Genomic DNA, 22,984 nt, shown 5'->3' on the forward strand with positions numbered 1-22,984 from the left:
ACAACGAGGATGCCGCGACGCGGCTCGCGCGCCGGAAGCGCAACTGGATTGCCAACGTGGAGATTCTGGAGTCGCCGCGTCCCTGAGCGTCACGGCCGGGCGGCCGGGGTATGGTGCCGCCCATGCGCAGCGCGTCTGGCAGTGCGACGAAGTTCCTCGCGGCGGTGGGTGCCGCGGGGGCGCTGGGGTACCTCCTCGCGCTGGACGTGGTCCGTGCGGACGTCCGGGTGGCCGCCAAGGCACTGCCCATGCTCTGTCTGCTCCTGTGGCAGTGGCCGCCGCTCGGACGCTACGGGCGGTGGATATTCGCCGGACTGGCGCTGTCGCTGCTGGGAGACGTGCTGCTGGACGTGGGCCCGGGGCTGTTCCTCCCGGGCCTGGGGGCCTTCCTGCTGGCGCACGTGTGCTACGTCGCCGCGTACGTCACGGTGTCGCGCCAGCCGCGGTGGGGCAGGGCGCTGCCCTTCGTGTTCCTGGCGGCGGGGGCCAGCGTCTATCTCTGGCCCCACCTGGGCGAGATGGCGCTCCCGGTGACGGCTTATGTCGCCGTCATCTGCACGATGACGTGGCGGGCGTGGGCCATGCTGGGGAGCCCGGGGCTTGCGCGTCGCGCGCAGGGGTTCGCGCTCGCGGGGGCGCTGCTCTTCGCCGTCAGTGACGGACTGCTGGCGCTCAAGCTCTTCGTGCGCCCGCTGCCGGGCTCGGGCTACGGTATCATGCTGTGTTACTGGGCCGCGCAGTGGTGCATCGCTGTGTCCGCGCGCGAGCCCCGTCAGTCTGGCGCGTCGCGAACCCTTCATACCGGAGGGTTGGGCTCCAGCGCCTGACGTGCGCGTTGGTACACGTCGAGGTCCCTGTCGCTGAACAGCACCACGGTGACGCGCTGGAGGGTCGGCATGCGCTGCAGCGCGGCCAGAATCTCGCGCAAGGCGATTCGCGCGGCCCGCTCAATGGGGTACCCATAGGCGCCCGTGGAGATGGACGGGAAGGCGACGGTGCCAAGGCCGTGCTGTTCCATCAGGGAGAAGGCCCGCCGGTAGCAGCGCGCGAGCACGGTCTCCTCTCCGCTGCTTCCTCCTTGCCACACGGGTCCCACGGCATGGATGACATGCCTGGCCGGAAGGGCATGGCCTCCGGTGATGCGAGCTTCTCCCGGAGGGCAACGGCCCAGGGTCCGGCATTCGGCCAGAAGCCCGGGGCCCGCCGCGCGGTGGATGGCCCCGTCGACACCGCCGCCTCCCAACAGTGCGGAGTTGGCCGCGTTCACAATCGCATCCGCTTGGACCTGGGTGATGTCTCCCCGCATCAGCACCAATCGCTCATCGCTCATGTCATCCCCTCTTTCTGGTTCAACTCCTGGCACACGTTCGTTGTCGGGTCAGCGGGACGACGGTCTATCCTGCGCCCATGTCCAACCCACTCCGAGACACGCTCCTGGGGCAGCTCGACATCGCCTGGGCGCTCACCCTCTATCACCTGGATGGCTTGACCACGGAGGACTGCCTGCGTCGGCCCGCGTCCGTGGGCCTCCATGTCCAGCAGGGCCCGGATGGAAAGTGGCATGCCGAGTGGCCCGAACATGAAGGTTATGACCTGGGGCCGGCGAGCGTGGCCTGGCTCACGTGGCACCTGGGGTTCTGGTGGTCCATGGTTCACAACCACTCGTTCGGGGATGCCACCCTGACGCGGGAGCAGGTGGAGTGGCCGGGCACCGCGGACGCCGTGCGCGACTTGATTTCGCGGCGGTACACGGAGTGGCGCGCCGCCATCGAGCAACTCAGCGACGACGACCTCCGCTCCACGGAGCGCACGCGTTGGCCGCTGCAAGGCAAGCCCTTCGGGGACATCGTGGCCTGGGCCAGCCTGGAGTTGATGAAGAACGCGGCGGAGATTGGCTACGCGCGCTTCGTCCTGGCCGTTGCGCCCCGGCCGCCAGGGTAGCGCGTCGCATGACGCGCGGGGAATGGCGGCACCGTACTTCTCCGCGTTGCACCGTGACGCCGACGCGCCCACCCCTTGAGGCGGGGCGCCCGCTACGGCTTCTGGGCGTCCACGACCTCGACGTTGCGGAAGTCCTCGCAGGGTTGCTTGATGCCCAGCACGTACTTCATCGAGCTCAGCTCCAGCTTCAGCTTGGCCCAGAGCTTGCGCGGCAGGCTCGGGCGCACGGGCTCGGGCGCCGCGAGGACGAACGCGTTCAGGTCCAGGTAGTGCGTCGCCGTGCGCCCCATGCCCTCGAAGTCGTGCTCCAGCCCCTGGGTGAGCTGACGGAGCTCCGGCGCGAGCCCCTGGTGCACGGCGTCGGTCATCAGGACATACTCCGTAACGGGGACGTCGTTCTTCAGCATCCGGTGCACCAGGATGACGTCCACGCCCGCCAGCTCGGTGAGGTGCTTCACGCGCTGGAAGGCGACCTCGCCGGCGTGGGCCACGAACTTGAGCGTCAGGGCGCTGACCTGCATGCAGCCGTCGCACTTGCACATGCGGTCGACGATGAACTGCTCTCGCCGTGAGACGAAGGCGCGGCGGATGTCCGCGACCTGCCGGGCGAATGCGGGAAAGTCGTCGCCCACGGCATAGAAGAACGCCGCGTCTCCTTCGAGCTTGGCGAGCTTGAGCGGACCCGAGGCATCAATGACGGCCTCGAGCAGCTGCGCCACCGTCTCCTGCGCGTGCGCGAGGCTGAAGCGATGGTGACTCATGAAGCGGGTGTACCCGCCGATATCCGCGATGAGCAGAAGCGCCTTCTCTATCGCCATGCGGCGGCCACCCTAACACGGCGTCCGGAAGCTGGCGCGAACAAGACCGGAACGCTCACCGACGGGACGGAGCCCTTCACCGACGGCTCCGTGTCTTCGCAGATGCGCCCACGAAGCCGGCCACGTCACCCCCTAGGCTTCGTTCCGTGCCAGGTCCACCACCCCCCCCTCGGCGCTGAAGGGTTTGAGGCCATGCCGTCGGTTAGGCTCCAGCCCATGCTTCGCCGGCTGGCTTCCGCCCCCTCCTTCTGGTCCGTGCAGCTCGGGGGATGGGGGCTCTATGCGCTTCTGCTCATCGTCACCTTCCTCCCCATTTCAGCCGCCGACGGCGAGATGCGCCTCGTGCTGGCCAAGGGGGCTCGCGCGGCCTACGGCCTGCTCATCACCAGCCTGATGCGGCTGTGCTACCGGCCGCTCTTCCCCGGAACGTTCCGGCGCCAGGCGGTCTGGTCCATGGTGGCGAGCGCGGCCTTTGGATGTCTCTGGATGGGCCTGGGGGAACTCTGGGCGAGCTGGTACTACTCGGAGACCTACCGCTGGATGGAGCATCGCCGCAGCTTCCCCCGGTATGCGCTCGACTATGCCGTCACGCTGCTGGGGTGGAGCGGGCTGTACTTCGGCATCAAGCACGCCCGTGCGTGGCGGCTGGAGCGGGAACGGGCGCTCCGGGCGGACACGCTCGCGCAGGAGGCCCGGCTCGCGTCCTTGCGTCACCAGATGCATCCGCACTTCCTGTTCAACGCGCTCACCTCCGTGCGCGCCCTGATTGCGGAGGACCCCGCGCGCGCCCGGCGGATGGTGACGGAGATGGCGGACTTCCTGCGCTTCTCCCTGCAGAAGGGGGATGCACCTCAGGTCCCGCTGGAGGAGGAGCTCGCCATGGTGCGCAGCTACCTGAGCATCGAATCCGTTCGGTTCGAGGAGAAGCTGGACGTGCGCCTGTCGGTGATGCCCAGCACCGAGCAGCTCTCCATCCCCGCGTTCCTCATCCAACCGCTCGTGGACAACGCGGTGAAGCACGGCATGGCCTCGGGGGAGCTGCCCGTCCGCGTGCGGGTCGACGTAGCCCGGGAACAGGACGTCCTCCGCATCCGGGTGGCCAACTCCGGCCGATGGGCGCCACCGGCGAACGCGCCGGAACCACAGGGCACGGGCACGGGCCTGCGCAACGTGCGCGAGCGGCTGGCGCAGCTCTTCCAGGAGCGCGCGCACCTGTCGTCCGAGGAGAAGGACGGCTGGGTCCACATCACCATTGAAATCCCGGCCGTGGCATGGTCGCCCATCATCACCGAGGAGTCCCATGACGTTCCCGTTGCGCGCCTTGCTGGTGGATGACGAACGGCTGGCGAGAGCGGAGCTGCGAGAGCTGCTGGCGCCCCACGCACAGGTGACGGTGGTGGGGGAAGCGGATGGGGTGGCCTCCGCGCTCGCGCAAATCGAGGCGCTGCGGCCGTCGCTGCTGTTCCTGGACGTGCAGATGCCGGGAGAGGGGGGCTTCGAGCTCCTGTCCCGGCTGCCCGAGTGTCCCTTCGACGTGATTTTCGTGACGGCCCACGACGCGCATGCGCTGCGGGCCTTCGAGGTCAACGCGCTGGACTATCTGCTCAAGCCCGTCCATCCGGAGCGGCTCGCGCGGACGCTGGCGCGGCTCACGGTCCGGGAACAGGGAAGGCCCGCGCCCGCCCCGGGCCCCGTTCGCCAGAAGCTCGTCGAGGGCGACATGCTGTTCCTGGAGAACGGCGCGAAGTCCCGGTTCGTGCGGGTGGACCAGATTGTCTGCCTGTGCGGGGCGGGGGACTACGCGGAGGTCGTCACGGCGGATGGCCTGCGTACGCTCTCGCCGCGTCCCTTGAAGGAGTGGGAGCTGCGGCTTCCCGCGCGCACCTTCGCGCGCATCCACCGCTCCGCGCTGGTCAACCTGGCCTTCGTCGAGCGCGTGGACCGGGGCCTGGGGGGAAGCGGGGACGTGTTCCTGCGCGGCGTCCCGGAACCGCTGCCGCTCAGCCGGAGCCACGCGACCGTGCTCCGCGAGCGGTTTGGATAGCCGCGCCCCGCCCGACTCCAGGACGGGGCGGGTGTCGTGTTCCCAGCTATCGCTTTCAGCAATGCGGGTTTCTGGCAGGGGTGTGTTGCCAGGAATTGTCATTCAATTCTATCTCACGCTCGCTCATCTAGACCGAACTGGTGCACGAGGGCTTCTCCGCAGGAGTCTGGGTGCGTGTGTCTTCACTTGTCGCACGTACAGTCGCACAACCAAAGGGAGCCGGTCGATGAACGTCATCAAGACGCCTGAGGTACCCACGAAGGAAGGCAGGGTGCAGGGCCTGGTCGAGGGAAAGATTTCTGTCTTCAGGGGCATCCCCTACGCGAAGCCTCCCACGGGAGCGCTGCGCTGGAAGGCGCCCGAGCGCGCCACTCCATGGCCCGGTGTCCACGAGGCCTTCAACTTCGGCTTCTCCGCACACCAGTCCCGTCAGGCCTGCATCGAGACCGGCGGTGGTGACCCCGGTGAGATGCACGAGGATTGTCTCTTCCTCAATGTGTGGACGCCCAAGCTGGATGCGGGCGCGAAGCTGCCGGTGGTGTTCTGGATTCACGGCGGCGCCTTCGTCATCGGCTCGGGCCGCCTGCCTCTCTATGAAGGGATTCATCTGGCGTCGCGCGACGTGGTGCTGGTGACCTTCAACTACCGCCTGGGGCACCTGGGCTTCTTCATGCACCCGGCGCTGGAGAAGGAGAATCCGGGTGGGCCGGCGAACTTCGGCCTGCTGGACCAGATGCTGGCGCTGGAATGGGTGCGCGACAACATCGCGCAGTTCGGCGGCGACCCTGGCAACGTCACCGTGATGGGGCAATCGGCGGGCGCCAAGAGCGTCCTGTCGCTCTTCACGTCGCCGCAGGTCCGGGAGAAGAACCTCTTCCGCCGGGGCGTGGCCATGAGCGCGTACGTGCTCCAGGAGAAGCCCCTGGCGGACGCACGGCTGGCCGGCATGGCCTTCGCGTGGAGGAACGGGCTGGACCGGCTCCTGGCCACCATGAAGGACCTGCGCGAGCTGAGTCCGGAGAAGTTCTGGATGCTCCCCGCGGACACCGCGAACGCGCCCAGCCCCATCTACGGAGACTCTGTCCTTCCCGAGCCCATTCGCGAAACCTTCGCGCGTGGAGAGCAGCTCTCCCTGCCGCTCATCATCGGCAGCACGAGTGACGACTCCAGCGTGGTGTCCGCGTTCGGAATCGACCCCGCCACCATCCTCGAACGCCTGGGGGCCTTCGCCGAGTCCATTCGCCAGCTCTACCCCGACGTGGACGATGACCGGGAGATTGGCCGGCGGATGTGCCGCGACTTCGTCTTCACGGTCATGCCTCGCTTGCTGGCCACGCGCCACGCGGAGCGAGGCGCCGCCGTGTGGCGCTACTACTTCGAGTACCGCGCGAAGTTGCTCGTCCCCCGGCAGCGGCTGGGGGTGCCTCATGGGGGCGAGGTGTCCTACTTCCTGGAGACGGCCGCGGACGTACCGCCCGCCGGAGAGTTGTTCACGGAGGAGGACCGGACCTTCATGCGTCACCTGGTGGATTCACTGGTCCAGTTCGCGCGCACGGGCGCGCCCGGACCCGTGGCCCAGGTGCGCTGGGAGGGGCACACGGAGACGCAAGACAGGCTGCTGAGACTGGATGTTTCACCGCAGGGGGTGACGGACTTCGAGCGCGACATCCTGCAAGCCGCCGAAAACCTCATGCCCTTCCTGGACAGCCTCGCCAAGCCCCCTCCGCCGAAGCTGCCACGCGCCACATCGTCCGCAGCCACCGCGAGCAGCAACACGCGGCAGGAAAACCGCCCATAGTCAGGGGTGTGACAGACCCGGTGGTGTGTGGCATCACACCGCCGGGCTGCTTCATGTCGCCGTCGTCACTTCGGCCCGCGGCTCCAATGACAAGTCATCAACGCTCCATCCCATTCCAAAGTGTGGCGGAGATGTAATGAAACAGGCATGTCGCAAAACGTGAGCGCCTCCGAAAGCGGCAGCGCTTCAACCGGGGCTGGGGCTGGTAGATGGGGAAGATCGTGTGTTACGGTTTTTGAGTCGTGAGGCGGTTAATCTCATTTTGCCGCTTCACGTCTTCCCCCAGATACCCGAGGTCTCCATGATGTCAGTGAAGGTCATGCGGCGGTGGTCGACGGTTGGCGCGATGTCGTTGCTGGTCGGTTGCGGTCCGGAGATGGTCGAGGAGCAGGCGGAATCGGTGGCGCCGGCGACCATCGAGCAGGACATCGTCGGTGGCACCACCACGACCATCAATGCGAATCCGTGGCAGGTGTCCCTGCGGCGGGGCGGTCACTGGTGCGGCGGCTCCATCCTCAACAAGGATTGGATTCTGACCGCGGCACACTGCGTGGATGGCTACACCGTCGGCAGCATCGTGGCGGGCTCCACCTCGAGCACGAGCACGAGCTCGGGCCAGACGCGCAACGTGGCGCAGGTCATCATTCATGAGGACTACGGCTCTGCCGGCAACGACGTTGCCCTGCTCCGGCTGTCCACGTCGCTGGACCTCAATGGCACCACCGTCGCGGCCATTCCCCGCATCTCGGCGGCGGATGCCTCGAGCGGCGCCACCAACCCGGGTGTGGTCGCGCGCGTGACGGGCTGGGGCGCGACCTCCTCCGGCGGTTCGGGGTCCTCCACCCTGCGCACGGTGGACGTCAACGTGATTTCGAATACGGAAGCGCAGCAGAGCTACCCCAATGAGTACATTGGCCCGGATCAGATTGGCGCCAAGGCACCGGGCAAGGACTCGTGCCAGGGCGACAGTGGTGGTCCGCTCACCGTCTCGCACGGCGGCGTCCGCAAGCTCGCGGGTGTCGTGAGCTGGGGCTACGGCTGCGCCGACTCGCGCTACCCGGGCATGTACGCGCGCGTGTCGCACTTCGAGAGCTGGATTGACTCCAAGATCGATGGGACGACCCCGCCGCCCGGTACCACGCTGCTCTCCCAGACGAACCTGTCTGGCGCCTCCAGCAGCTGGAATCACTACCCCATCAGCATCCCTGCCGGCACCACGTTGCTCACGGTGACTCAGTCGGGGGGCACGGGTGACGCGGACCTGTATGTGCGCAGCGGCTCGCAGCCCACCACCAGCTCCTACAACTGCCGGCCCTACCAGTCCGGCAACGAGGAGACCTGCACCTTCTCCAACCCCCAGGCTGGCACCTGGTACGTGTCCGTGCGCGGCTATTCGTCCTACTCGGGCGTGTCCGTGACGGCCACGGTTCCGTAATCACGCGCCAGTTCTCCGCTTGAGAGGCCCCCTGTCACTCGTGGGTGACAGGGGGCTTCGCGTTCCTGGGGTGCATCAAGCCCGGCTCACTCCACCCAGTGCTGCTCCGTCAGCACGCGGTAGCCCGTCACCGTGTCGATGAAGAAGGTGACCTGGATGCCGGCCCAGGGGCCCTTGCTGTAGCTGATGTAGCACCCCTTGAACGTGCCACCGGCGGTGCTCACCTGGAGCTCCGCCAGGCCGTCAGTGATGAGCGCGTCCGGCAGCGGCTCGTTGCGGTCCGCGTAGTCGACCGTGCTGGCGACCTGGTTGACGACCTCGGTGCCCGTGGCCAGCTGCGGACGGACCTCCCAACGCTCGTTGGGGAAGAGGCTGGGGTCGATGCCGAAGCACTGCGCGCTCTTGAACTGGTCGTTGCCGTGGGCGCCGGCAATCACGTCCTCCACGTTGAAGTTCTGGCTCAGTCGGGAGGTCCACAGGCTCTCCTCCTGCGCGTTCACCGCGGCGATGAGCGCCGTCAGGGCGTAGCCCTGCGTGGCCGCGTTGCGGAGGTTGCGCAGGCTGACCGCGCCGATGCCAGTCACCTCGGAGATGGCCTGCACGGACGTGAAGGGCCGCAGGTTGAGGAGGTTCGTCGCGCCGTTCCACGCGTACGGCAGGACGGCGTACAGCGCGTCGCTGTTGATGGTGTTGACCAGGGACACCACCGCCGCCGCGTCATCAGTGGAGAGCGCGAGCTCGTCCAGGATGCCGGCGCAGGTGCTGGTGATGTAGCCCAGCGCGCGGGCGCCACCCTCGATTTGAGTCAGGCGCACCGGACCGACACCCCGGACCCCGGACACCTGCGCCAACGTGGAGAAGGGCGCCGTCGCGCGGTGGCCGACGAGGTTCTGGGCGACGTCACTGGGGAGGTAGGCGTCCAGCGTGGACACAGACGCCGTGTTGACGAAGGTGAGCAGGCCCTGACACTCCGGGGCTACGTCCACGTCCGTGGTGGTGAGCGGCGCGTCCTGGTGCTCCGTGGACTGAGAAGACGGCTCGGACTCAGAGCCGGTGGGACCACATCCGACCATCAGGCTCGCGGAGAGAAGGGCTGGAACAAGACGACGCATCGAGGATGCCTCCTGGGGGTACGGCGGGGGACGAGGCTCCATACACCAGACCCCTGACTCGCCCAGCATCCTTGAAATGATGAGAAGGTCGTGTTCACAAGAAAGTCATCATCGCGCTTGTCCATTGCCGAGGTTGCGCCCATGCCCGCCGAGCCGTTGCCCGATGTCCGCACCTTGCTGTCGCGGCTCCCCGCCTGGCACTTCCGGTTGCCGGAGTACCGCGCCGCGCCCGTGGAGGGGCGCGCCGTGACGTGTGACGCGGTGCTGTATGGCACCCTGGGATATGCGGACGAGACGTTGTTCCTCTACGGCTACAACGTGGGGGAGGACGAGCACTGCTTCCTGTACGACACGCCGTGGGACGAGACGCACCGGGCCTACGCCGGAGGGCAACCTCCCGAATGGTATGACGGCCTCCAGATGCCGCGTGCGTTCCAGGTGCGTCATGCGGTGGCGGAGCCCTCCCGGCACGAGATTCTGGACCCGCTGCTGAAGGTGATGATGGAGCGGGCGCTCCGCTACCTGGGGACGCGTCCCGCCATTCCCAGGCTGCTTGCCGCGGGCGCCACGGAGGTTCTGGGCGACATCCAGGAGTGGGACGCGAGGCTGCGCTTCCTCCGGCGCGGGCGGTATCTCTTGAGCGCGGGCGCGCCGGAGGCCTCGGGATGGACGCCCGTCGAGGCCCGCTTCGGCGGACTGGCGGGGAGCGGGAACACCACCTATGCGCACTACCACTATGACGTGGGGGCGACGGGCTACGTGTTCGCCGTGAAGTGCCAGCCGCCCCTGGCTCGGATGACGCCGAGCGACCATGCGCCCCAAACCTCCCGGAAGGAGCGCCGCGCCCACCTGGCGCTGGCGCGCCGCCAGGAGGAGGGCTTCCGGTTGCTCACCCCCGGTCAGCCGCTCCAGGTGCGCTTCAATCCGGCTGACCCGGGGGAGCATGCGCTGGGGACGCTCGACCTCGCGCCATCCACGGCGGCGTATCAGCTGGAGCCCGTGGTGCTTCCGCGGTCGAAGTAGGCGCGCATGGGCTTCGCCGTGGGCGGCTCTTGGAGCCAGCAGCGCAGCCCGTTCGGCGTCGGCGTCCTGAATCTCGATATCCTGCGCTTCGGCTCCTCGTTCTGACGAGGTGGCCCGCGCGTGCGGCGGCTAACGCGCCGTGTTGCCCACGCTCGCGCGGGCCCTGTCGCACTCCTCGCAGCCCGCGCCCGCCGGGCAGAGGAAGACGAGCGGGTCGGCCCGAAGGTGCTCGACCACGACGTTCACGATGTCGCGCGCGTCGGCGAGCTTCGCGTCGGCGCGCCCCACCTTGCCTTCGCGCAGCAGTCCGCGGGCACGAAGCCAGCCGTCGGCACGCTGGAAGCCCTGACAGCAGTGGTCCGTCTCGGCGATCTCCACCGTCCGCGCAACGCCATCCACTTCGACGACACACGGGTGGGTGACGGAGTACGGGACGGGGGCCAGGGCCTCCGCGAGGTGGATGGTCGTGTTCTCGCCCTGGGTGACGCCGAGCAGGAGCACCTGGCCGCCCAGGTCATGTGCCCGTCCCACCGGGCTGTCGGGGCCATGGGGGGGCGAGAGCGGCTGCGGGCGGCAGATTTCCCGAGCATGGGGGCCCACGGCCGCGAAGGACCCGCCTGGGTGGGTGCTGCGCAGGACGCCGGGCTGGCGCCAGAAGAGCTCGGCGGTGATGCCCATTCCTTCGGTGGGCGTGGTCCTCGGGTCGAACACGCCCTCGCCATCCGTCATCGTGGGCATGACCAGGGTTCCCTCGCTCCCCAATGCCTCACGCAGTGCGTGGATGAGCTCGAGCGGGCCGCCTTCGACCGGACGCACGGCCTTGAAGGACGTGTGCACCACGAGGACACCACCCTCCCGCACGCCGAGGTCGCGGAGTTGCTGCACCCATTGCTGGCTGCTGACTTCGCTCATGGGCCGGGTTATGCCGCGTCCACCAGCCCGCTCGCAATGTCATGGTGCTGGAGAGAGGCGACGCGCGTGTCGAACCGGTCCGAAGACGTCGAGCGATTCATGCAGGAACTCGAACACGCGCGGAGGGACGAAGTCGAAACCCTGCGCACCGCCATCCTGTCTGCCCATCCGGGCATTACGGAGCGCATCAAGTGGAACGCGCCAAGCTTCTGCTTCCAGGGCGATGACCGGGTGACATTCAAGCTGAAGCCCAAGGACTGCGTTCAGCTCATCTTCCACCGGGGCGCGAAGGTGAAGGCGGCGCAAGGCTTCTCCTTCGAGGACACCAGTGGCCTGTTGCAGTGGGCCGCCCCGGACCGCGCCGTCGTCACGCTTCGCGACCTGGCGGAGGTAAAGGCGAAGAAGAAGGCGCTGTGCCAGGTCGTGGTCCAGTGGATGGAAGCGACCTCTCAGTGAGCGCGCTGGTGTCGAGGGCCAACCGACACGGGGCTTCCAGTCAGCGCCCGGAAGCCCCGCCGCGCTCCTCTTTTCAATCCGCCGGGCTGGGCGTGAGTCCGCGCATCGTCTGCTCGTCCCGCCCCAGGTCGAAGCGGCTGATGATGGGGTAGTGGTCGGACGTGGTGTACCCGTAGCTGGGAATGGCCGGGCGGAGTACGACGGTCGAGTTGGGGATGTGGTCCGCCCAGAGTTCGTTGGTGACGAGCTGGTGGTCGACGAACGAGACGCGGCTCGCCATGCTGCTCGCGCCCGCTAGCGACAATGCCTGGGTGCTGAAGGTGTAGCTGGCCGGGGCGTTGACGAAGCCGCGGTAGGGCGTGTCGTACCGGGTTCCGGTCTCCGGGTTGGTGGCGAACGACACGTCCACGTCGTCATTCCAATCCCCCACCACGATGGCGCGCTGCGTGGGCAGCCGGAGGTCCAGGTAGCTCTTGAGGTGTCCGGAAGCGGAGGCCCTGCGCGCGTAGTCCGACGCGGTGGCGGCGGCCTTCATGTGGAGGACGAAGGCCGTCACGTCCATGCTTTCGTCCCCGCGCTGGATGCGCAGGTCCACCCGCAACGGAGGCCGCCCGCCGAAGTCGTAGCGATGCTCCGTGAGCACGACTTCCGCCCGCATCACCCGCACGACGTCCGACTTGTAGAGGACGCCCACCTTCTGGTCATTGGCGGAGTAGTAGCCGGTGCCAGCCGTCACGCGCCGGGTGTCGTCCGCGAGGAATCCGTCGTAGCCCGGCAGCCGGGCCTTGAGTTCGTTGAACTGCGCCGAGCTGACGATTTCCACCACCCCCCAGAAGTCCACGCCTGCGTCGGCGATGACCGCCTGGACGTTGGCCAGTTGCAGGGGTTCATTGTTGGGGCCGTTCGCCACGTCTCCAAACCACTCGATGTTCCAGTTGCCCACGGACAGCGGGAATGCAGGCGGCGGTCCTCCATCCGGATTCGCGCCCGGGCCACGCACTTCCAGCTCCAGTTGCCTATCAGCCGTGGCGCCGTGGGCGTCCTGGACGCGAAGGGTGAGGGGATGGGTGCCGCGCTCCTGGGGAAGCCCGTTGAGCACGCCCGCGGACGAAAGGGAGACACCCGGCGGGAGCGAACCCTCCGCCACGGACCATTGCAGCGGAGGCCGCCCACCCGTGGAGGCGAGGACGTGCTCGTAGTTGACGCCCACGTCCGCGGCGGGAAGCGCGTTGCTGGAGATTACGGGCCGGGGCCACACCTTCAGCGCGTACGTGTGCGAATCTTCAGCCCCGTGGGCATCCCGCACGCTGACGGTGAGCGCGTAATCACCGGGCTCGGTGCCGGGGCCCGTCAGCCGCCCTTCGCCCGTGTAGAAGGAGAAGCCCGGAGGCGGCGTCACCAGGTAGTGCAGCGGCGGCGTGCCGCCCGACGCCGTGAAGACGGTTTCGTAGGCGACGCCGACGGTGGTGGGTGACAGCTCGACGGGCGGCAGTTTCGGCCCGCCGTTCATGTCGCCTCGCCCCTCGGCGCAGGCGGACAGCAACGTGAGCAGGGTGAGCAATCCCAGCCATGGGAGGAATGGCTGGCGTGTGGTGTCGAAGGTGTTGCTGCGACTCATCCGGTTCCCCGTATCGTGTGTGCGCCACTCCTGCCGGCGCGGCTTGTTTCGGGAACAGGCTCATTCACCCGCAGGGTGCGTGGCTTCACCCAGGGCGCATGCTTTGGTCACGAATGCATCACGGCCCGTCCAGGAGCCAGTCGCGGACCGCGAGCAACCGGGCAGAACCCGGCGTCGTCCGCCGACACCGCGCGCGAAGTGTTGCACGTGCTGCGCGAGAAGTAGCCGGGGCCTTGCTCAAGTACGAACAGCACGCACGAGCCCGAGCCGGCGAAGCCCTCGGATGACCCACCACCCCAGGTCCAGCTCGTGCGCCTTCTGGCCCATGCGCGCGGAGCCTGGGAAGGCGTGGTGGTTGTTGTGGAAGCCCTCGCCGAACGACAGCACGCCAAGCACCCAGATGTTCGTACCGCTCTCCGACGCGCCCGGGAGGGCGTAGCGCCGCTCTCCCCAGACATGGGCCGCGTAGCCCACGGCCCAGTGTCCGAGGATGCTGGTGGCCGTGCGGGCGCAAACGCAGAGTGCAACGGCCTCGGAGCCCAGCACCGCGAGCACCAACCCCGCCAGCCCGAGCACGTGGAGCGGCCACGTGCGCTCCAGGAAGCACAGCCACGGGTCCGTCAGTACGTCTGGAGGAAGCCGCGCCAGGGCCCGGTCATCCGCGGGCTCGAAGCGCAGGTGCAGGTTCCAGCCGAAGTCGCGGGCCATCGAATGCCCATAGGCGAAGTAGGGCGGGCAGTCGGGACGGTTCTGCCAGTAGTCGCGAACCGCGTGCAGGCGTGCCCACGACAGGGGACCGCCAAGCCCGCTCAGCACGAACAGGTACGCGAGCACGCCGCGTGTGAGAGGGCCCGCCTCGTAGGTGCGGTGGATGACGCCGCGATGCAGGCCCACCGAGTGCCCCAGGCAGAGCGTCGCGAAGGTGAGCAGGAGCGACACCGCCACCGTGGTGGGCGTCGCCGCCGCGAGCCCCACGGTGACACCGGGGATGAGCATGCCCCAGAGCCACAGCGTCCGCGCCGCATCGAAGCGCAAGCGGCCCACCTCGGGAGGCAACAGGGATGCGGTGCTCGCGCGGGGCTCGCCTGCGCCTTGCCCGTTCAGGGAGACCTCGGGATGTCCCAGCATCGCGGTATTCATCGCGTCACCTCTCCCGCCTGGGCACGCGCCGGCTCGCCGAAGAGCGCCTGTCGGCAGAGGGCGTCCGCGCCCAGGACCATGCTTCCGGCGCCGGGCAGCCGGAGCAGGAGCGACGCAGGGGGCAGCAGGCGCGCCAGCAGCGACACCAGGCCCTCGGTGGCGCGCTGACGTGGGCTCTTGTCGAGCAGCCACCACAGCACCACGGCCAGGTGCGCGACGTAGAGCAGCCGGCCCAGTGCACGGGCCACCGTGGCGTTGCCCGGGACGTCCGCGGCGCCCGCCACGGCGTCTTCAAAGACGGCCTGGACCCGCTGCCGGGAGAACGCCGTCTGCGGCGCGAACAGGCCGTCCTCTTCTCCGCCCACGAGCACGGGAATCAGCGCCTTGAGCACCTCGTGGTGCGGCCCGAGCACGCCAAGGCTGGCCCGGAGCGCGAACAGGAAGCGCTCCCGCCAGGGGCCGGCGGGCAACGCCTCGGCGTGCGCCGCATACGTCGAGGACAACTCGTCGTACAGCGCCAGGACGATGGCGCGCTTGCTGGGAAAGTACCGGTACAGCAGGCCAACGCTCACCCCCGCCTTCTTGGCGATGTCCCGCAGATGGGTGGCCTCGTAGCCCCGTGCGGAGATGAACCCCAGCGCGGTCGCGTACAGCCGCTGGCGCGTCTCGTGGCCCTGCTCCGTCCGGCCTCGGGGACGTCCCCGCTTGGGCCCATCCGTCGCTCCGGCCTTGTTCCGCGTCACCATGGCCTCCCCCTCTATTCCAGTGAACCTGTTCACTGAAATGATGTCCGGGGTGAGGGGCGGGCGCAAGCGAATCGCGTCGGGGCCCGCAGAACTTCAGGGAAATCCATTCGTTGATGGTTGCTGACTCAGACACCCCCAAGGTCTGGCGAGTGGTGTTCGCCGGCGCTCGACGAGGAATTCACCGATGAAAAAGTGGGCTGTTGCCGGGATGCTGATGTGTGGAAGCGTGACGTTGTCCGCGGGGTGTGGAAGTGAGACCCGACCGGTCGAGGTCATCTCCTCTCATGTACCAGGAGAGGTGGCTCTGCTCATTGAGAGAGAGGGCGGCTCAGGGCCGTATGTCGAAAGCGCGGCCGAGCATTTCCGGCTCGTCGTCCCCTCGGGTGAGGTCCTCAAGGCGGTGCGTTGGAGCGCCAATGCGGGAGCCCTGCAGCCGGATTCGGAGCGAGTCACGTGGACGCTGCCCACGGAAGGAACGGCGTCCTTGTTCGTTTCGGCGGAGACGGCGTCAGGAAAGAAGGCGGAGGGCACGTTCCACTTCAACGTGGTGGCTGCGCCGCTCGCGCCCAGCACGGTCATCGACACCGGTGCGGACGTCACGGGCCGCGTGTGCGAATTGGTTTTCGATGCCTCGGGCCGGGGACATGCCGTCTATACGAACGACACCCGTAATTCCCTCTGGTATGCGACCTGGGACGGCACGACCTGGGTGACCGAGCAGATAGACGGCCCGGGGCTCAACAACGTGGGGACCTTCACGGCGAACCCCGTGTTGGCGGTCGACCCGGGGACGGGGACTCCGCACGTCGCGTATCGCGAAGGCGCGGGGCAGCTGTCGAGCGCGCGGATGCGCGTCCGTTACGCGACGCGCGTCAACGGTGCGTGGGTCCGCGAGGATGTCAGCGGCCAGGAGACGACCCAGTTGGGCATCGCGCTCAATCCGGCGCAAGGCCAACAGCCTGTCATCGTCTTCGGCAACGGTCAGACAGGGAGCTTCCGCATGGCGGCCCGCACGGCGGCCAATACCTGGAGCATCCAACAGCCCGACGTCGGCACCTCCATCCTCAATGGTGAACCCGTCTTCAGCGCGGACGGGACGCTGTACGTGGTGATGCAGCAGCGCACCACCAGCGTCTCGACACACTTCCTTCATGCCATCCAGGGCGCGACCACCGCGTCCGTCCGGCTGAAGACCATGAATCTCCCTTCTTGGAGCGCCATGGTCTGGGGGCCGGGTTCTCACCTGTACGCCCTTGCGAATGTCATCCGGGAAGGGGAGTGGGGCGCCATCGACGACATCACGGTGGCCACGCCCCTCTCTTCCAGTGTCGTGCAGGGCTCACCCGTCAGCTACACGTATGACGCCTCGGACCTGGCCTATGGTGGAGGCAAGCCCGTGGTCGCCTTGCGCCGTGGAACGGCGCTGGAGCTCAGCACGACGGATGCCCAGGGGTTCTGGACCTACACCCAGTTGGGCACGGTGGAGGACGGCACGCGTCCGAGCGTGGCCATCCGGCCCACTGATGGTGTGGCCCACGTCTGCTACCAGCAGGAAGGGAAGGTGCGCTTCCAGTAAGCGGAGCGCAGGGGGCGGGTGAAGGTGCGCCCCTTGGCCCACGTCCGCGCCATCCCACATTCTTGGGTTGAGGGAATCCGGAATGCCGCCGCGTCAGAGATTGAGGCCCTGAGAGGGGCTGATGTCATTTCGTGCTCCAGCCGGGAAGTCGCAGCGGACTGGAGGCTTCTGCACGGAGCCTGTCTGTCTTGTCTGGTTTGGAATGACACAGGGGTGGAACGGGAACGCCTGGAACCTCGATTCGGTCCAATAGACAGGAGGCCGGTGGCTCGCGGCCTTCTTGTCTGGATTGAGCCTGGGAGGATTCCATGAAGAATGGCCATGGACGTTGGTTCGCGTGGATTGCTGGCGTGGTGCTGTTGGTGGGATGCGGCCCCGCCGACGGAGAGGCAACGCAGCCGGGCGAACCGGTCGAGGAGGAATCCTCCCCGCCAGGGATTCCCGCCGAGTATCTCGGCGAGGGCGAGGTCGAGAGCTCCGCCATCTGTTGCAACGTTAAGTGCAGCGGGACCTGGTACGGGCCCTTTCCCTCCATCAAGTACGACCTGTGCGCGAAGTACGGCAGGTACTACTGCCCGCAGAAGAAGCTCACCTATCAAGGGCACGCCTGGCGGAACTGCTAGCCATTGGGGATGTGCAAGGACACGTGAGGGCTGAAGCCATGAGGAATCAAATGAAGAGCACGTTGCCGCTGTGGATGGGGGCGCTGTTGGCCGTGGGGTGTGGTGGTCCGCTGCCCGAGGAGTCGCAGGAGCAGCAGGAGTCCATCGCCATTCCCGAGCAGTACCTGGAACAGGAGGAGCCCAGCACCGAGGGTGGAACGGTCAGCGCCCTCAGGGCCTGCTGCTTCATCCGGTGCTCCGATAACGTCTGGAGAGGTCCCTATCCCAATGTCGTGTATGGGAACTGCCGCAATCACGGAAAGTACCAGTGCGCGAAGCGGGGGCTGGGCTACGTGGGTGCGGATTGGAAGGACTGCTAGCACGTAGGTCGCGGGGCCTCTCTCTAGTCCAGCAGAGAGGGGAGAGAGGCTTCCGCGGGTTCCTGATGCTCAGGGCATGTGGAGCTTCAGGACGTACAAGAAGTCCCGCTCGGTGCGGCCTCGTCCCAGGACGAGCCCATCCTTCAGGATGAGAATCTCTTCCATCGCATCCGGGAAGCAGGCCCGGGGAGTGGTGTCCCGCAGCAGGTGGAACGTGACGGGGCCTTCGCCCAGCGTTTCCCAGTAGCGCCGGGACACGACGTCGTCCGTGGGGACGCTTCCCGCGAACTCCGTGCGCAGTTCGCCCGTGGCGAGGTCGAAGACGCGCGTGTGCATGTCATTGGCCAGCGTGACGAGCACCTCGCCGCTCATCGCGACGGAGAAGGGCAGGGCCGGGTGGGGAAGCTCATGCAGGCGTGCGCCCGTCCGCACGTCGAAGACCCGCACGCACTCATCCAGGCTGCAGGCCGCCACGCGCGTGCCGTCCGCGGAGAGTCCCAGGCTGATGACGGGCTCCGGACTTACCGTCAGGACCTGCTGGGCACCGGTGGGTATCGTGATGAGCGCGAGCTCTCCCGATGCTCGACCCACGGCGATGAGGGGCGCGCTGGCCGCCGCCGCATAGGCGGGGGAGGGGTCGACCACCGCTTCGGTGTTGACGACGACCTTGCCGCTCCGGACCTCGTGGACGTACACGCGTTCGCTGGCCGCATGGCCCGACACGACACAGGTGCCATCCGGCGTGAAGTCCACCCAGGTGATGGGACCACCAGGTCCGCGCAGCCTGTGCAGCAAGGTGCCGTCCGCCACGCGCCAGAGGTGGACCGCGCCCTCTTGAATGGCGGCCGCCAGCAGCTGTCCGTCGGGAGAGAAGGCAATCGGCAGTTTGTCGACGAGGCGCGTCTGGGCCTTCGCGGCCTGGTCGCCAGGCGGCGCCAGCAGGGGGCGCGCGGGGGCGAGGCTCCGCGCGTCGAGCAGCAGGATTCCCAACTGGTAGCGCCGCTCGTGGGAGGACAGCTCGGGTTGGGCAAGCCATGCGCCGTCGGGACTGACCTTCCAGGTCTGCGCGTAGGCAGCCGGAGCGCCGGGAGGCAGTGCCGTGGCCTGCCCCCGTGAATCGATGACGCGCGTCTCCGAATGCAGGCGTGTGATGCCCCACGCCCCTTCGGAATGTCCCCACAGGTTCATGACGCGGTCTTGTTCGGCCAGTAGGGTGGGGCTGGGGGCCGCATCCAGGTCGCTGACATGCGTGCGCCCATTCGCCGCGGTCAGCGCGAAACGCTTGCCGGACGGAAGGAAGGCGGCGCCGCGCTCACGGCCGTCGGAAGGGTAGGGATGCGCCCGGAGCACATCTCCGTTACTCGCGTCGAGCAGCTCCACCCGGTTGAAGGCGAGGGCGCCCAGCCGTGCGCCTTCGAGCCAGGCGACCTGGGAATAGGGGCCCTGGCCCAGCGCTCCGGGCACGCGCGTCCAACCTGCCGTCTCCACCCGGATGAGGCCGTCCATGGAGGTCAGCACGAGCCATCCGCCATCCGGGCTGAAGGCCACGGACGAGACGGAGGTGGTGCTGCGGATGCGAGCGGTCTGCGTGCCTGTCTCCAGGTCCCAGATGCGCACCGTGTCGTCCGACGCGCCTGATGCCAGCCACCGGCCGGAGGGATGGAAGGCGACCGTCAACACGGACTGCTCGTGCCCTTCGAGCGTGCGCACCACCCGGCCCGAGGCCACGTCGAACAGCCGCACCCTCCACCCAAGGTTCGCCGCGGCGAGCCAGCGGCCGTCCGGGCTGAAGGCCACCGACGTCACCTGGCCCTCCTGGCGCGTCATGGCGTGGAGCAGCGCGCCCGTCTCGACGTCCCAGATGCGCGCGTCGTGGTCGCGTGAGCCGGACGCCAGCCGAGTCCCGTCCGGGCTCCAAGCGACACTGCGCACCTCGCCCTCGTGTCCCGCCAGTTGATGGATGAGCGTCCCGGTGGCCACGTCCCAGATGCGAACATTCCGCCCATCCTCCCAGGAGCCCGTGGCGAGCCACGCGCCCGAAGGACTGAAGGCCGCGCACAGCACCTGGGCGTCGTGCCGCAGGACCTGGTCATTGCCTTCCAGCGCCCCGGGCAGGGGCCGCAGGGATTCGACCCAGGATACGCCCCCCCGCGTGGCCCACTGCCCCCGCCAATGCTCCGCCAGCTTCCAAAGGTGCGCTTCCGCGTGGCTCCAGGGCCCCGCGTCCGTGGGCGCGAAGTGCGGAGCGGTGTCGGGCGCGTCGAACCAGCGCAGGCGGTTGTAGAGGCATTGGAAGAGCGTCTCGGGGTGCGCCCGGAGAAACGCGGCGTCCTGCGCGAGCGCTCGCCGGAGCACCTGCAACGTCCTGGGGCTGACCGACAGGCTTTCGCTTTTGTGGATACGCGCGTCCGGCGGCGTCCCGGCGAGCACCTCGTCGAAGGTGGCCAGGAGCGCGTCCAGGCCACGCTCCGCCAGGAGCCCCTCGAGGGTGGAGAGTTCGGTCAGCGATTCGAGGGACGGGGAGGTGTGGGGCATTCGCGGCTCGGGTCGTTTGGGCCAACCCTACACCGTGTCAGGCGCCGCGTTCGGCAACATCCTTCTCCTTGAACACGTTCCGCAAGAGCCCCGGAGGCAGGGTCACGTTCTCCGACGGAGGATGCCTTGGAGGAAGCCTCCGCGCTCGCTAAGAAGGCCGGGCCGCCAGGCCGGAGGCGGGGACAGGAGACTCCGAGGGCATGCCCCCCGAGCGAATCAACCGCGGTGATGTGTTCTGGGTGGAGCCCGACGACTCACGAGGCCCGGTCCCCAGCTATTCGCACCCCCACGTGGTGGTCCAGGACGACGTCTTCAATCACTCACGCATCACGACGGTGGTCGTGTGTGCGCTGACGTCGAACCTGCACCGGGCCAGCGAGCCGGGGAACGTGCTGCTCGAAGTGGGAGAGGGAAACCTCCCCAAGCAGAGCGTCGTCGTCGTGTCGCAGGTGTCCTCGGTCGACAAGTCGCGTCTGGGAGAGCGAATCGGGTCGCTGTCGGACGCGCGGGTGGAACAGATTCTTGCCGGTCTGCGCTTCCAACAGGTGTCGTTCTTCAGGAGGCCGTGAGATGAGCGCCCGCATGACCTGCGTTCCACGGCGAAACACGCGACCATGAGCGATGGCCGGACCTGTGGCTACGCGTGGTGGCGCCACGAGCTCCGCGTGGGGGACCACGTGTACTCCCAATACGAAGCGAGCGGGAACGGGGGACAGTTGGTCATGGTGGTCCCCGCGCTGGACCTCGACGTGTCCATCTGGCGGAAGTTCCGTGAGGAGCTGTTGCCCCAGTTCATCATGGGGGCCGTGAAGCCCCGTAAGCAGGCCTGGAGACCCCTGGTGATTCCGAGGGGTTCCGCCGTTCTTCGAAAAAGAAGCGCCTGCCGTGAAGGGATTTCTTCCTCGCGCCTCTGAGCTGGCGGAAGGAGGAGGGATGACCTCGAAGAGTTGCGATGTGTATCAGCTCGCGCTTGAGATGAGCCGCCACGGTGCTCTCGACGTGCGGGAGAAAGAGGAAGCGGAGCAGCATTCCGCGACGTGTGCGGAGTGCCAGCGGGCCCTGGCGCTTTCGGCGGAACTGGACCAGGCGCTTGGCTGCGTGAGCATTCCGGCGCCGCGCCACGCGGAAGTCTCGCGGGCGCTCGCCAAGGACCGCTTCTGGCTGAAGTACGGCCCGTGGGTCGCGCTCGGGTCGTTCGTGGGGCAGGGCGTGTTCCTGGGCCCGCTGTTCGCACCGGAGGCGCCCCTGCGGTTGTGGGCCATTGTCTCGGCGGTCGGAGTGCTCTTCGCGGGTGGGCTCGCCTTGACGCTGCGCGGCCTTCAACGGCGTGCCGTCGAAGCGGCCAGTGTCGGTGTGGACGCGTGGATGGCGCAGCGGCGGGCGCGCATCGGCACGGAGCTCAAGGACCTGGCCACCCTCCTGTGGCTCTTCCCGGCGATGTCGGCCGTGATGGTGGGGTCGGCGTTTCTGATGCGCGACAAGGGGCTCCTGGGAGTCGTCACCCTGCTGTTTGCCGCGGCAGTGAACCTGGGCATGACGGTCTACCTCGCTCGGACGCGCAGGCCGAGGCTGCTGCGCGAGCGCGCCGAACTCGAGGTCGCGCCGTGACGCCGCGCGTGCCTTTCGATGAAGAGGCCCTGCGGGCCGCCGCGGTGTCGGGCGACGCCGCCGCGCGAGAGAATGTCATGCGCCATCTTTACGAGGCGCTCAGCGGGAAGCTGTACGTGCTCTGCCATGGAATCACCCGGGACCCGAGTGATGCCCAGGATGCCGTTCAGGAGACGTTCCTCTCGATTCAACGGGCCCTGCCGCAGTTCCGGGGGGATGCGCAGCTGTCGACGTGGGCCTATCGCATCGCGGTGCGGGCAGCCGTGGCCGCGAAGGCGCGGCGCGAGCGCCACCGGGGCGACGCGGTCGACATCGAGATGGCGGACCCTCGGGCGAGAATCGAGGAGACCTTCGAGACGCGGGAGCGGAAGCGCAGACTCGAGGTGGCGATGAGGACGCTCTCGCTGGAGCACCGCACCGTGCTGTCGCTCTTCGCCGTGGAAGGCCTGTCACACGCCCAGATTGCCAGCGTCCTCGGGATTCCCGAGGGCACCGCGTGGTCGCGCTTGCACCTGGCGCGCAAGCGGCTGGCGGCGGCGCTCGAATCCACCGCCCCGTAGCCTGGGGCGCTCCATCCACGTTGTTGTTCCATCCCGCAGTCTCATGACCGCGGAGAGGAGACGGTCATGTTCCGGCCCGCAAGCCGCTGCATCGACGTCTAGCCGAACTCCATGCGTGACGTTGCTTTCATTGCCTTGCTGGCGGTGGGTACAGTCCTGACACTTCGTCGTAGCGAGGTCAGGCCACTCACGGAGCAGGTGCCTGCGTCGTGTTTTGAAAGGGGGCTGTGGCGTAGGCTGTCCTGATGAAAATGAACCCCCGAGGATACCTGGCGTTGCTCGCAGTCATGTCCTTGAGCAGCCTGGCATGTGGTGATAGCGACCCCGAAGAGGCCGTGACGATATCGCAGGGGGTCTATGGGATGACCTCCTATGTCAATGACGTGTGTTCCTCTGGATGTGAGCGCGATCCGCGATCGATGACCTTGCTGGTCAAGTCCCTGCCCCAGGACACGGACGTGGCTTCCGTGACGTCGAACGAGGACGGCTTCTACGAAGTCGCCCTGGCCTTGGGTGACTATCGAATCTGCACGACGTTCGGGCGTTGCACCGACTTCTCGGTTGGCAACAATGAAGTGGTTCGCCTCGACTACGAGATGTCGGTGGGGCCGGGGTGGTCCAGGTAGGAGTCTGAGCAGAGCGCAGCCGAGGGCCGGCGGCTGCGGCGGGTCCCTTCCGGC

23 protein-coding genes are annotated in these 22,984 nt (G+C 67.8%); 15 read left to right on the top strand and 8 right to left on the bottom strand.

The annotated features are described in order from the left end of the window. Nucleotides 1-122: 122 nt before the first annotated feature. Nucleotides 123-827, top strand: a complete 705-nt coding sequence (locus BHS09_RS08270; protein ID WP_237080228.1) for a lysoplasmalogenase — start codon at nt 123-125, stop codon at nt 825-827. Here BHS09_RS08270 and BHS09_RS08275 read toward each other — a convergent pair. Continuing rightward, complete coding sequence (locus tag BHS09_RS08275) at nt 797-1,330, bottom strand: O-acetyl-ADP-ribose deacetylase (protein WP_140797601.1); 534 nt, start codon at nt 1,328-1,330, stop codon at nt 797-799. The genes BHS09_RS08270 and BHS09_RS08275 overlap by 31 nt on opposite strands. 77 nt (nt 1,331-1,407) lie before the next feature. Between BHS09_RS08275 and BHS09_RS08280 the strand changes: the two genes are divergently transcribed. Continuing rightward, nucleotides 1,408-1,941, top strand: a complete 534-nt coding sequence (locus tag BHS09_RS08280) for a DinB family protein (RefSeq protein WP_140788804.1) — start codon at nt 1,408-1,410, stop codon at nt 1,939-1,941. 92 nt (nt 1,942-2,033) lie between these two features. Here the strand turns inward: BHS09_RS08280 and BHS09_RS08285 are convergent, their stop codons facing one another. Then, entirely contained in the window at nt 2,034-2,759 is a 726-nt protein-coding gene (locus tag BHS09_RS08285) for a DUF2652 domain-containing protein (protein ID WP_140788806.1), read from the bottom strand. Nucleotides 2,760-2,951: 192 nt separating this feature from the next. On the opposite strand from BHS09_RS08285, the gene BHS09_RS08290 reads away from it, so the two are divergent. The 4 genes from BHS09_RS08290 (at nt 2,952) to BHS09_RS08305 (ending at nt 8,036) form a co-directional block, all read left to right on the top strand. After that, on the top strand, nt 2,952-4,094 hold the full coding sequence (locus tag BHS09_RS08290; RefSeq protein WP_237080229.1) for a sensor histidine kinase: 1,143 nt from the start codon (nt 2,952-2,954) through the stop codon (nt 4,092-4,094). Continuing rightward, nucleotides 4,060-4,803, top strand: coding sequence for a LytR/AlgR family response regulator transcription factor (locus BHS09_RS08295; RefSeq protein ID WP_140797602.1), 744 nt, complete (start codon nt 4,060-4,062; stop codon nt 4,801-4,803). Before BHS09_RS08290 ends, BHS09_RS08295 begins: the two co-directional genes overlap by 35 nt. A gap of 226 nt (nt 4,804-5,029) precedes the next feature. Beyond that, entirely contained in the window at nt 5,030-6,601 is a 1,572-nt protein-coding gene (locus tag BHS09_RS08300; protein ID WP_140797603.1) for a carboxylesterase/lipase family protein, read from the top strand. A gap of 301 nt (nt 6,602-6,902) precedes the next feature. Further along, nucleotides 6,903-8,036, top strand: coding sequence for a trypsin-like serine protease (locus BHS09_RS08305; protein ID WP_140788812.1), 1,134 nt, complete (start codon nt 6,903-6,905; stop codon nt 8,034-8,036). Nucleotides 8,037-8,122: 86 nt separating this feature from the next. On the opposite strand, the gene BHS09_RS08310 is transcribed toward BHS09_RS08305, so the two are convergent. After that, a complete protein-coding gene (locus BHS09_RS08310; protein WP_237078127.1) occupies nt 8,123-9,148 on the bottom strand; it encodes a helix-hairpin-helix domain-containing protein in 1,026 nt (341 codons plus the stop codon). A 141-nt stretch (nt 9,149-9,289) separates the two neighbouring features. Between BHS09_RS08310 and BHS09_RS08315 the strand changes: the two genes are divergently transcribed. Beyond that, the gene (locus BHS09_RS08315) at nt 9,290-10,171 is read left to right on the top strand and encodes a hypothetical protein (protein ID WP_140797604.1); all 882 of its coding nucleotides are present in this window, start codon (nt 9,290-9,292) and stop codon (nt 10,169-10,171) included. A gap of 129 nt (nt 10,172-10,300) precedes the next feature. Here BHS09_RS08315 and BHS09_RS08320 read toward each other — a convergent pair whose 3' ends face one another. After that, complete coding sequence (locus BHS09_RS08320) at nt 10,301-11,083, bottom strand: AAC(3) family N-acetyltransferase (protein WP_140797605.1); 783 nt, start codon at nt 11,081-11,083, stop codon at nt 10,301-10,303. Between the two features lie 66 nt (nt 11,084-11,149). On the opposite strand from BHS09_RS08320, the gene BHS09_RS08325 reads away from it, so the two are divergent. After that, entirely contained in the window at nt 11,150-11,539 is a 390-nt protein-coding gene (locus tag BHS09_RS08325) for a DUF1801 domain-containing protein (protein ID WP_237078128.1), read from the top strand. A gap of 73 nt (nt 11,540-11,612) precedes the next feature. Here BHS09_RS08325 and BHS09_RS08330 read toward each other — a convergent pair whose 3' ends face one another. The 3 genes from BHS09_RS08330 to BHS09_RS08340 form a co-directional block, all read right to left on the bottom strand. Continuing rightward, complete coding sequence (locus BHS09_RS08330) at nt 11,613-13,157, bottom strand: putative Ig domain-containing protein (protein WP_161605130.1); 1,545 nt, start codon at nt 13,155-13,157, stop codon at nt 11,613-11,615. A gap of 237 nt (nt 13,158-13,394) precedes the next feature. Continuing rightward, a complete protein-coding gene (locus tag BHS09_RS08335; RefSeq protein ID WP_140788822.1) occupies nt 13,395-14,297 on the bottom strand; it encodes an acyl-CoA desaturase in 903 nt (300 codons plus the stop codon). Continuing rightward, nucleotides 14,294-15,043, bottom strand: a complete 750-nt coding sequence (locus BHS09_RS08340) for a TetR/AcrR family transcriptional regulator (protein ID WP_140788824.1) — start codon at nt 15,041-15,043, stop codon at nt 14,294-14,296. Before BHS09_RS08340 ends, BHS09_RS08335 begins: the two co-directional genes overlap by 4 nt. A 298-nt stretch (nt 15,044-15,341) precedes the next feature. On the opposite strand from BHS09_RS08340, the gene BHS09_RS08345 reads away from it, so the two are divergent. The 3 genes from BHS09_RS08345 (at nt 15,342) to BHS09_RS08355 (ending at nt 17,601) form a co-directional block, all read left to right on the top strand. Next, nucleotides 15,342-16,619 carry a hypothetical protein gene (locus BHS09_RS08345; protein ID WP_140797606.1) on the top strand — a complete coding sequence of 426 codons (1,278 nt, stop codon included), beginning with the start codon at nt 15,342-15,344 and terminating at the stop codon, nt 16,617-16,619. Nucleotides 16,620-16,927: 308 nt separating this feature from the next. Continuing rightward, nucleotides 16,928-17,242 carry a hypothetical protein gene (locus tag BHS09_RS08350; protein ID WP_140788826.1) on the top strand — a complete coding sequence of 105 codons (315 nt, stop codon included), beginning with the start codon at nt 16,928-16,930 and terminating at the stop codon, nt 17,240-17,242. Nucleotides 17,243-17,292: 50 nt separating this feature from the next. Next, on the top strand, nt 17,293-17,601 hold the full coding sequence (locus BHS09_RS08355) for a hypothetical protein (RefSeq protein ID WP_237080230.1): 309 nt from the start codon (nt 17,293-17,295) through the stop codon (nt 17,599-17,601). Between the two features lie 69 nt (nt 17,602-17,670). On the opposite strand, the gene BHS09_RS08360 is transcribed toward BHS09_RS08355, so the two are convergent. Beyond that, the gene (locus BHS09_RS08360; RefSeq protein WP_140797608.1) at nt 17,671-20,136 is read right to left on the bottom strand and encodes a WD40 repeat domain-containing protein; all 2,466 of its coding nucleotides are present in this window, start codon (nt 20,134-20,136) and stop codon (nt 17,671-17,673) included. A gap of 200 nt (nt 20,137-20,336) precedes the next feature. On the opposite strand from BHS09_RS08360, the gene BHS09_RS08365 reads away from it, so the two are divergent. The 4 genes from BHS09_RS08365 to BHS09_RS39210 all read left to right on the top strand — a co-directional run bounded on the left by BHS09_RS08365 (nt 20,337) and on the right by BHS09_RS39210 (nt 22,930). Then, the gene (locus tag BHS09_RS08365; RefSeq protein WP_140797609.1) at nt 20,337-20,705 is read left to right on the top strand and encodes a type II toxin-antitoxin system PemK/MazF family toxin; all 369 of its coding nucleotides are present in this window, start codon (nt 20,337-20,339) and stop codon (nt 20,703-20,705) included. Nucleotides 20,706-21,090: 385 nt separating this feature from the next. Further along, nucleotides 21,091-21,744, top strand: a complete 654-nt coding sequence (locus BHS09_RS08375; RefSeq protein ID WP_237080231.1) for a hypothetical protein — start codon at nt 21,091-21,093, stop codon at nt 21,742-21,744. Continuing rightward, nucleotides 21,741-22,304 (top strand): RNA polymerase sigma factor, encoded by a 564-nt coding sequence (locus BHS09_RS08380; RefSeq protein WP_140797611.1) that lies wholly within the window; start codon nt 21,741-21,743, stop codon nt 22,302-22,304. Before BHS09_RS08375 ends, BHS09_RS08380 begins: the two co-directional genes overlap by 4 nt. Nucleotides 22,305-22,723: 419 nt before the next feature. Further along, the gene (locus BHS09_RS39210; protein ID WP_237080232.1) at nt 22,724-22,930 is read left to right on the top strand and encodes a carboxypeptidase regulatory-like domain-containing protein; all 207 of its coding nucleotides are present in this window, start codon (nt 22,724-22,726) and stop codon (nt 22,928-22,930) included. The last annotated feature ends 54 nt before the right edge of the window (nt 22,931-22,984 follow it).

Source organism: Myxococcus xanthus (assembly GCF_006402735.1).
Taxonomy (GTDB): domain Bacteria; phylum Myxococcota; class Myxococcia; order Myxococcales; family Myxococcaceae; genus Myxococcus; species Myxococcus xanthus_A.

Excerpts from the sequence above, each read along its gene's own strand:
- BHS09_RS08270 (WP_237080228.1), top strand. The coding sequence starts at position 123 with ATGCGCAGCGCGTCTGGCAGTGCGACGAAGTTCCTCGCGGCGGTGGGT.
- BHS09_RS08275 (WP_140797601.1), bottom strand. The coding sequence starts at position 1,330 with ATGAGCGATGAGCGATTGGTGCTGATGCGGGGAGACATCACCCAGGTC.
- BHS09_RS08280 (WP_140788804.1), top strand. The coding sequence starts at position 1,408 with ATGTCCAACCCACTCCGAGACACGCTCCTGGGGCAGCTCGACATCGCC.
- BHS09_RS08285 (WP_140788806.1), bottom strand. The coding sequence starts at position 2,759 with ATGGCGATAGAGAAGGCGCTTCTGCTCATCGCGGATATCGGCGGGTAC.
- BHS09_RS08290 (WP_237080229.1), top strand. The coding sequence starts at position 2,952 with ATGCCGTCGGTTAGGCTCCAGCCCATGCTTCGCCGGCTGGCTTCCGCC.
- BHS09_RS08295 (WP_140797602.1), top strand. The coding sequence starts at position 4,060 with ATGACGTTCCCGTTGCGCGCCTTGCTGGTGGATGACGAACGGCTGGCG.
- BHS09_RS08300 (WP_140797603.1), top strand. The coding sequence starts at position 5,030 with ATGAACGTCATCAAGACGCCTGAGGTACCCACGAAGGAAGGCAGGGTG.
- BHS09_RS08305 (WP_140788812.1), top strand. The coding sequence starts at position 6,903 with ATGATGTCAGTGAAGGTCATGCGGCGGTGGTCGACGGTTGGCGCGATG.
- BHS09_RS08310 (WP_237078127.1), bottom strand. The coding sequence starts at position 9,148 with ATGCGTCGTCTTGTTCCAGCCCTTCTCTCCGCGAGCCTGATGGTCGGA.
- BHS09_RS08315 (WP_140797604.1), top strand. The coding sequence starts at position 9,290 with ATGCCCGCCGAGCCGTTGCCCGATGTCCGCACCTTGCTGTCGCGGCTC.
- BHS09_RS08320 (WP_140797605.1), bottom strand. The coding sequence starts at position 11,083 with ATGAGCGAAGTCAGCAGCCAGCAATGGGTGCAGCAACTCCGCGACCTC.
- BHS09_RS08330 (WP_161605130.1), bottom strand. The coding sequence starts at position 13,157 with ATGAGTCGCAGCAACACCTTCGACACCACACGCCAGCCATTCCTCCCA.
- BHS09_RS08335 (WP_140788822.1), bottom strand. The coding sequence starts at position 14,297 with ATGAATACCGCGATGCTGGGACATCCCGAGGTCTCCCTGAACGGGCAA.
- BHS09_RS08340 (WP_140788824.1), bottom strand. The coding sequence starts at position 15,043 with ATGGTGACGCGGAACAAGGCCGGAGCGACGGATGGGCCCAAGCGGGGA.
- BHS09_RS08350 (WP_140788826.1), top strand. The coding sequence starts at position 16,928 with ATGAAGAATGGCCATGGACGTTGGTTCGCGTGGATTGCTGGCGTGGTG.
- BHS09_RS08355 (WP_237080230.1), top strand. The coding sequence starts at position 17,293 with ATGAAGAGCACGTTGCCGCTGTGGATGGGGGCGCTGTTGGCCGTGGGG.
- BHS09_RS08360 (WP_140797608.1), bottom strand. The coding sequence starts at position 20,136 with ATGCCCCACACCTCCCCGTCCCTCGAATCGCTGACCGAACTCTCCACC.
- BHS09_RS08365 (WP_140797609.1), top strand. The coding sequence starts at position 20,337 with ATGCCCCCCGAGCGAATCAACCGCGGTGATGTGTTCTGGGTGGAGCCC.
- BHS09_RS39210 (WP_237080232.1), top strand. The coding sequence starts at position 22,724 with ATGACCTTGCTGGTCAAGTCCCTGCCCCAGGACACGGACGTGGCTTCC.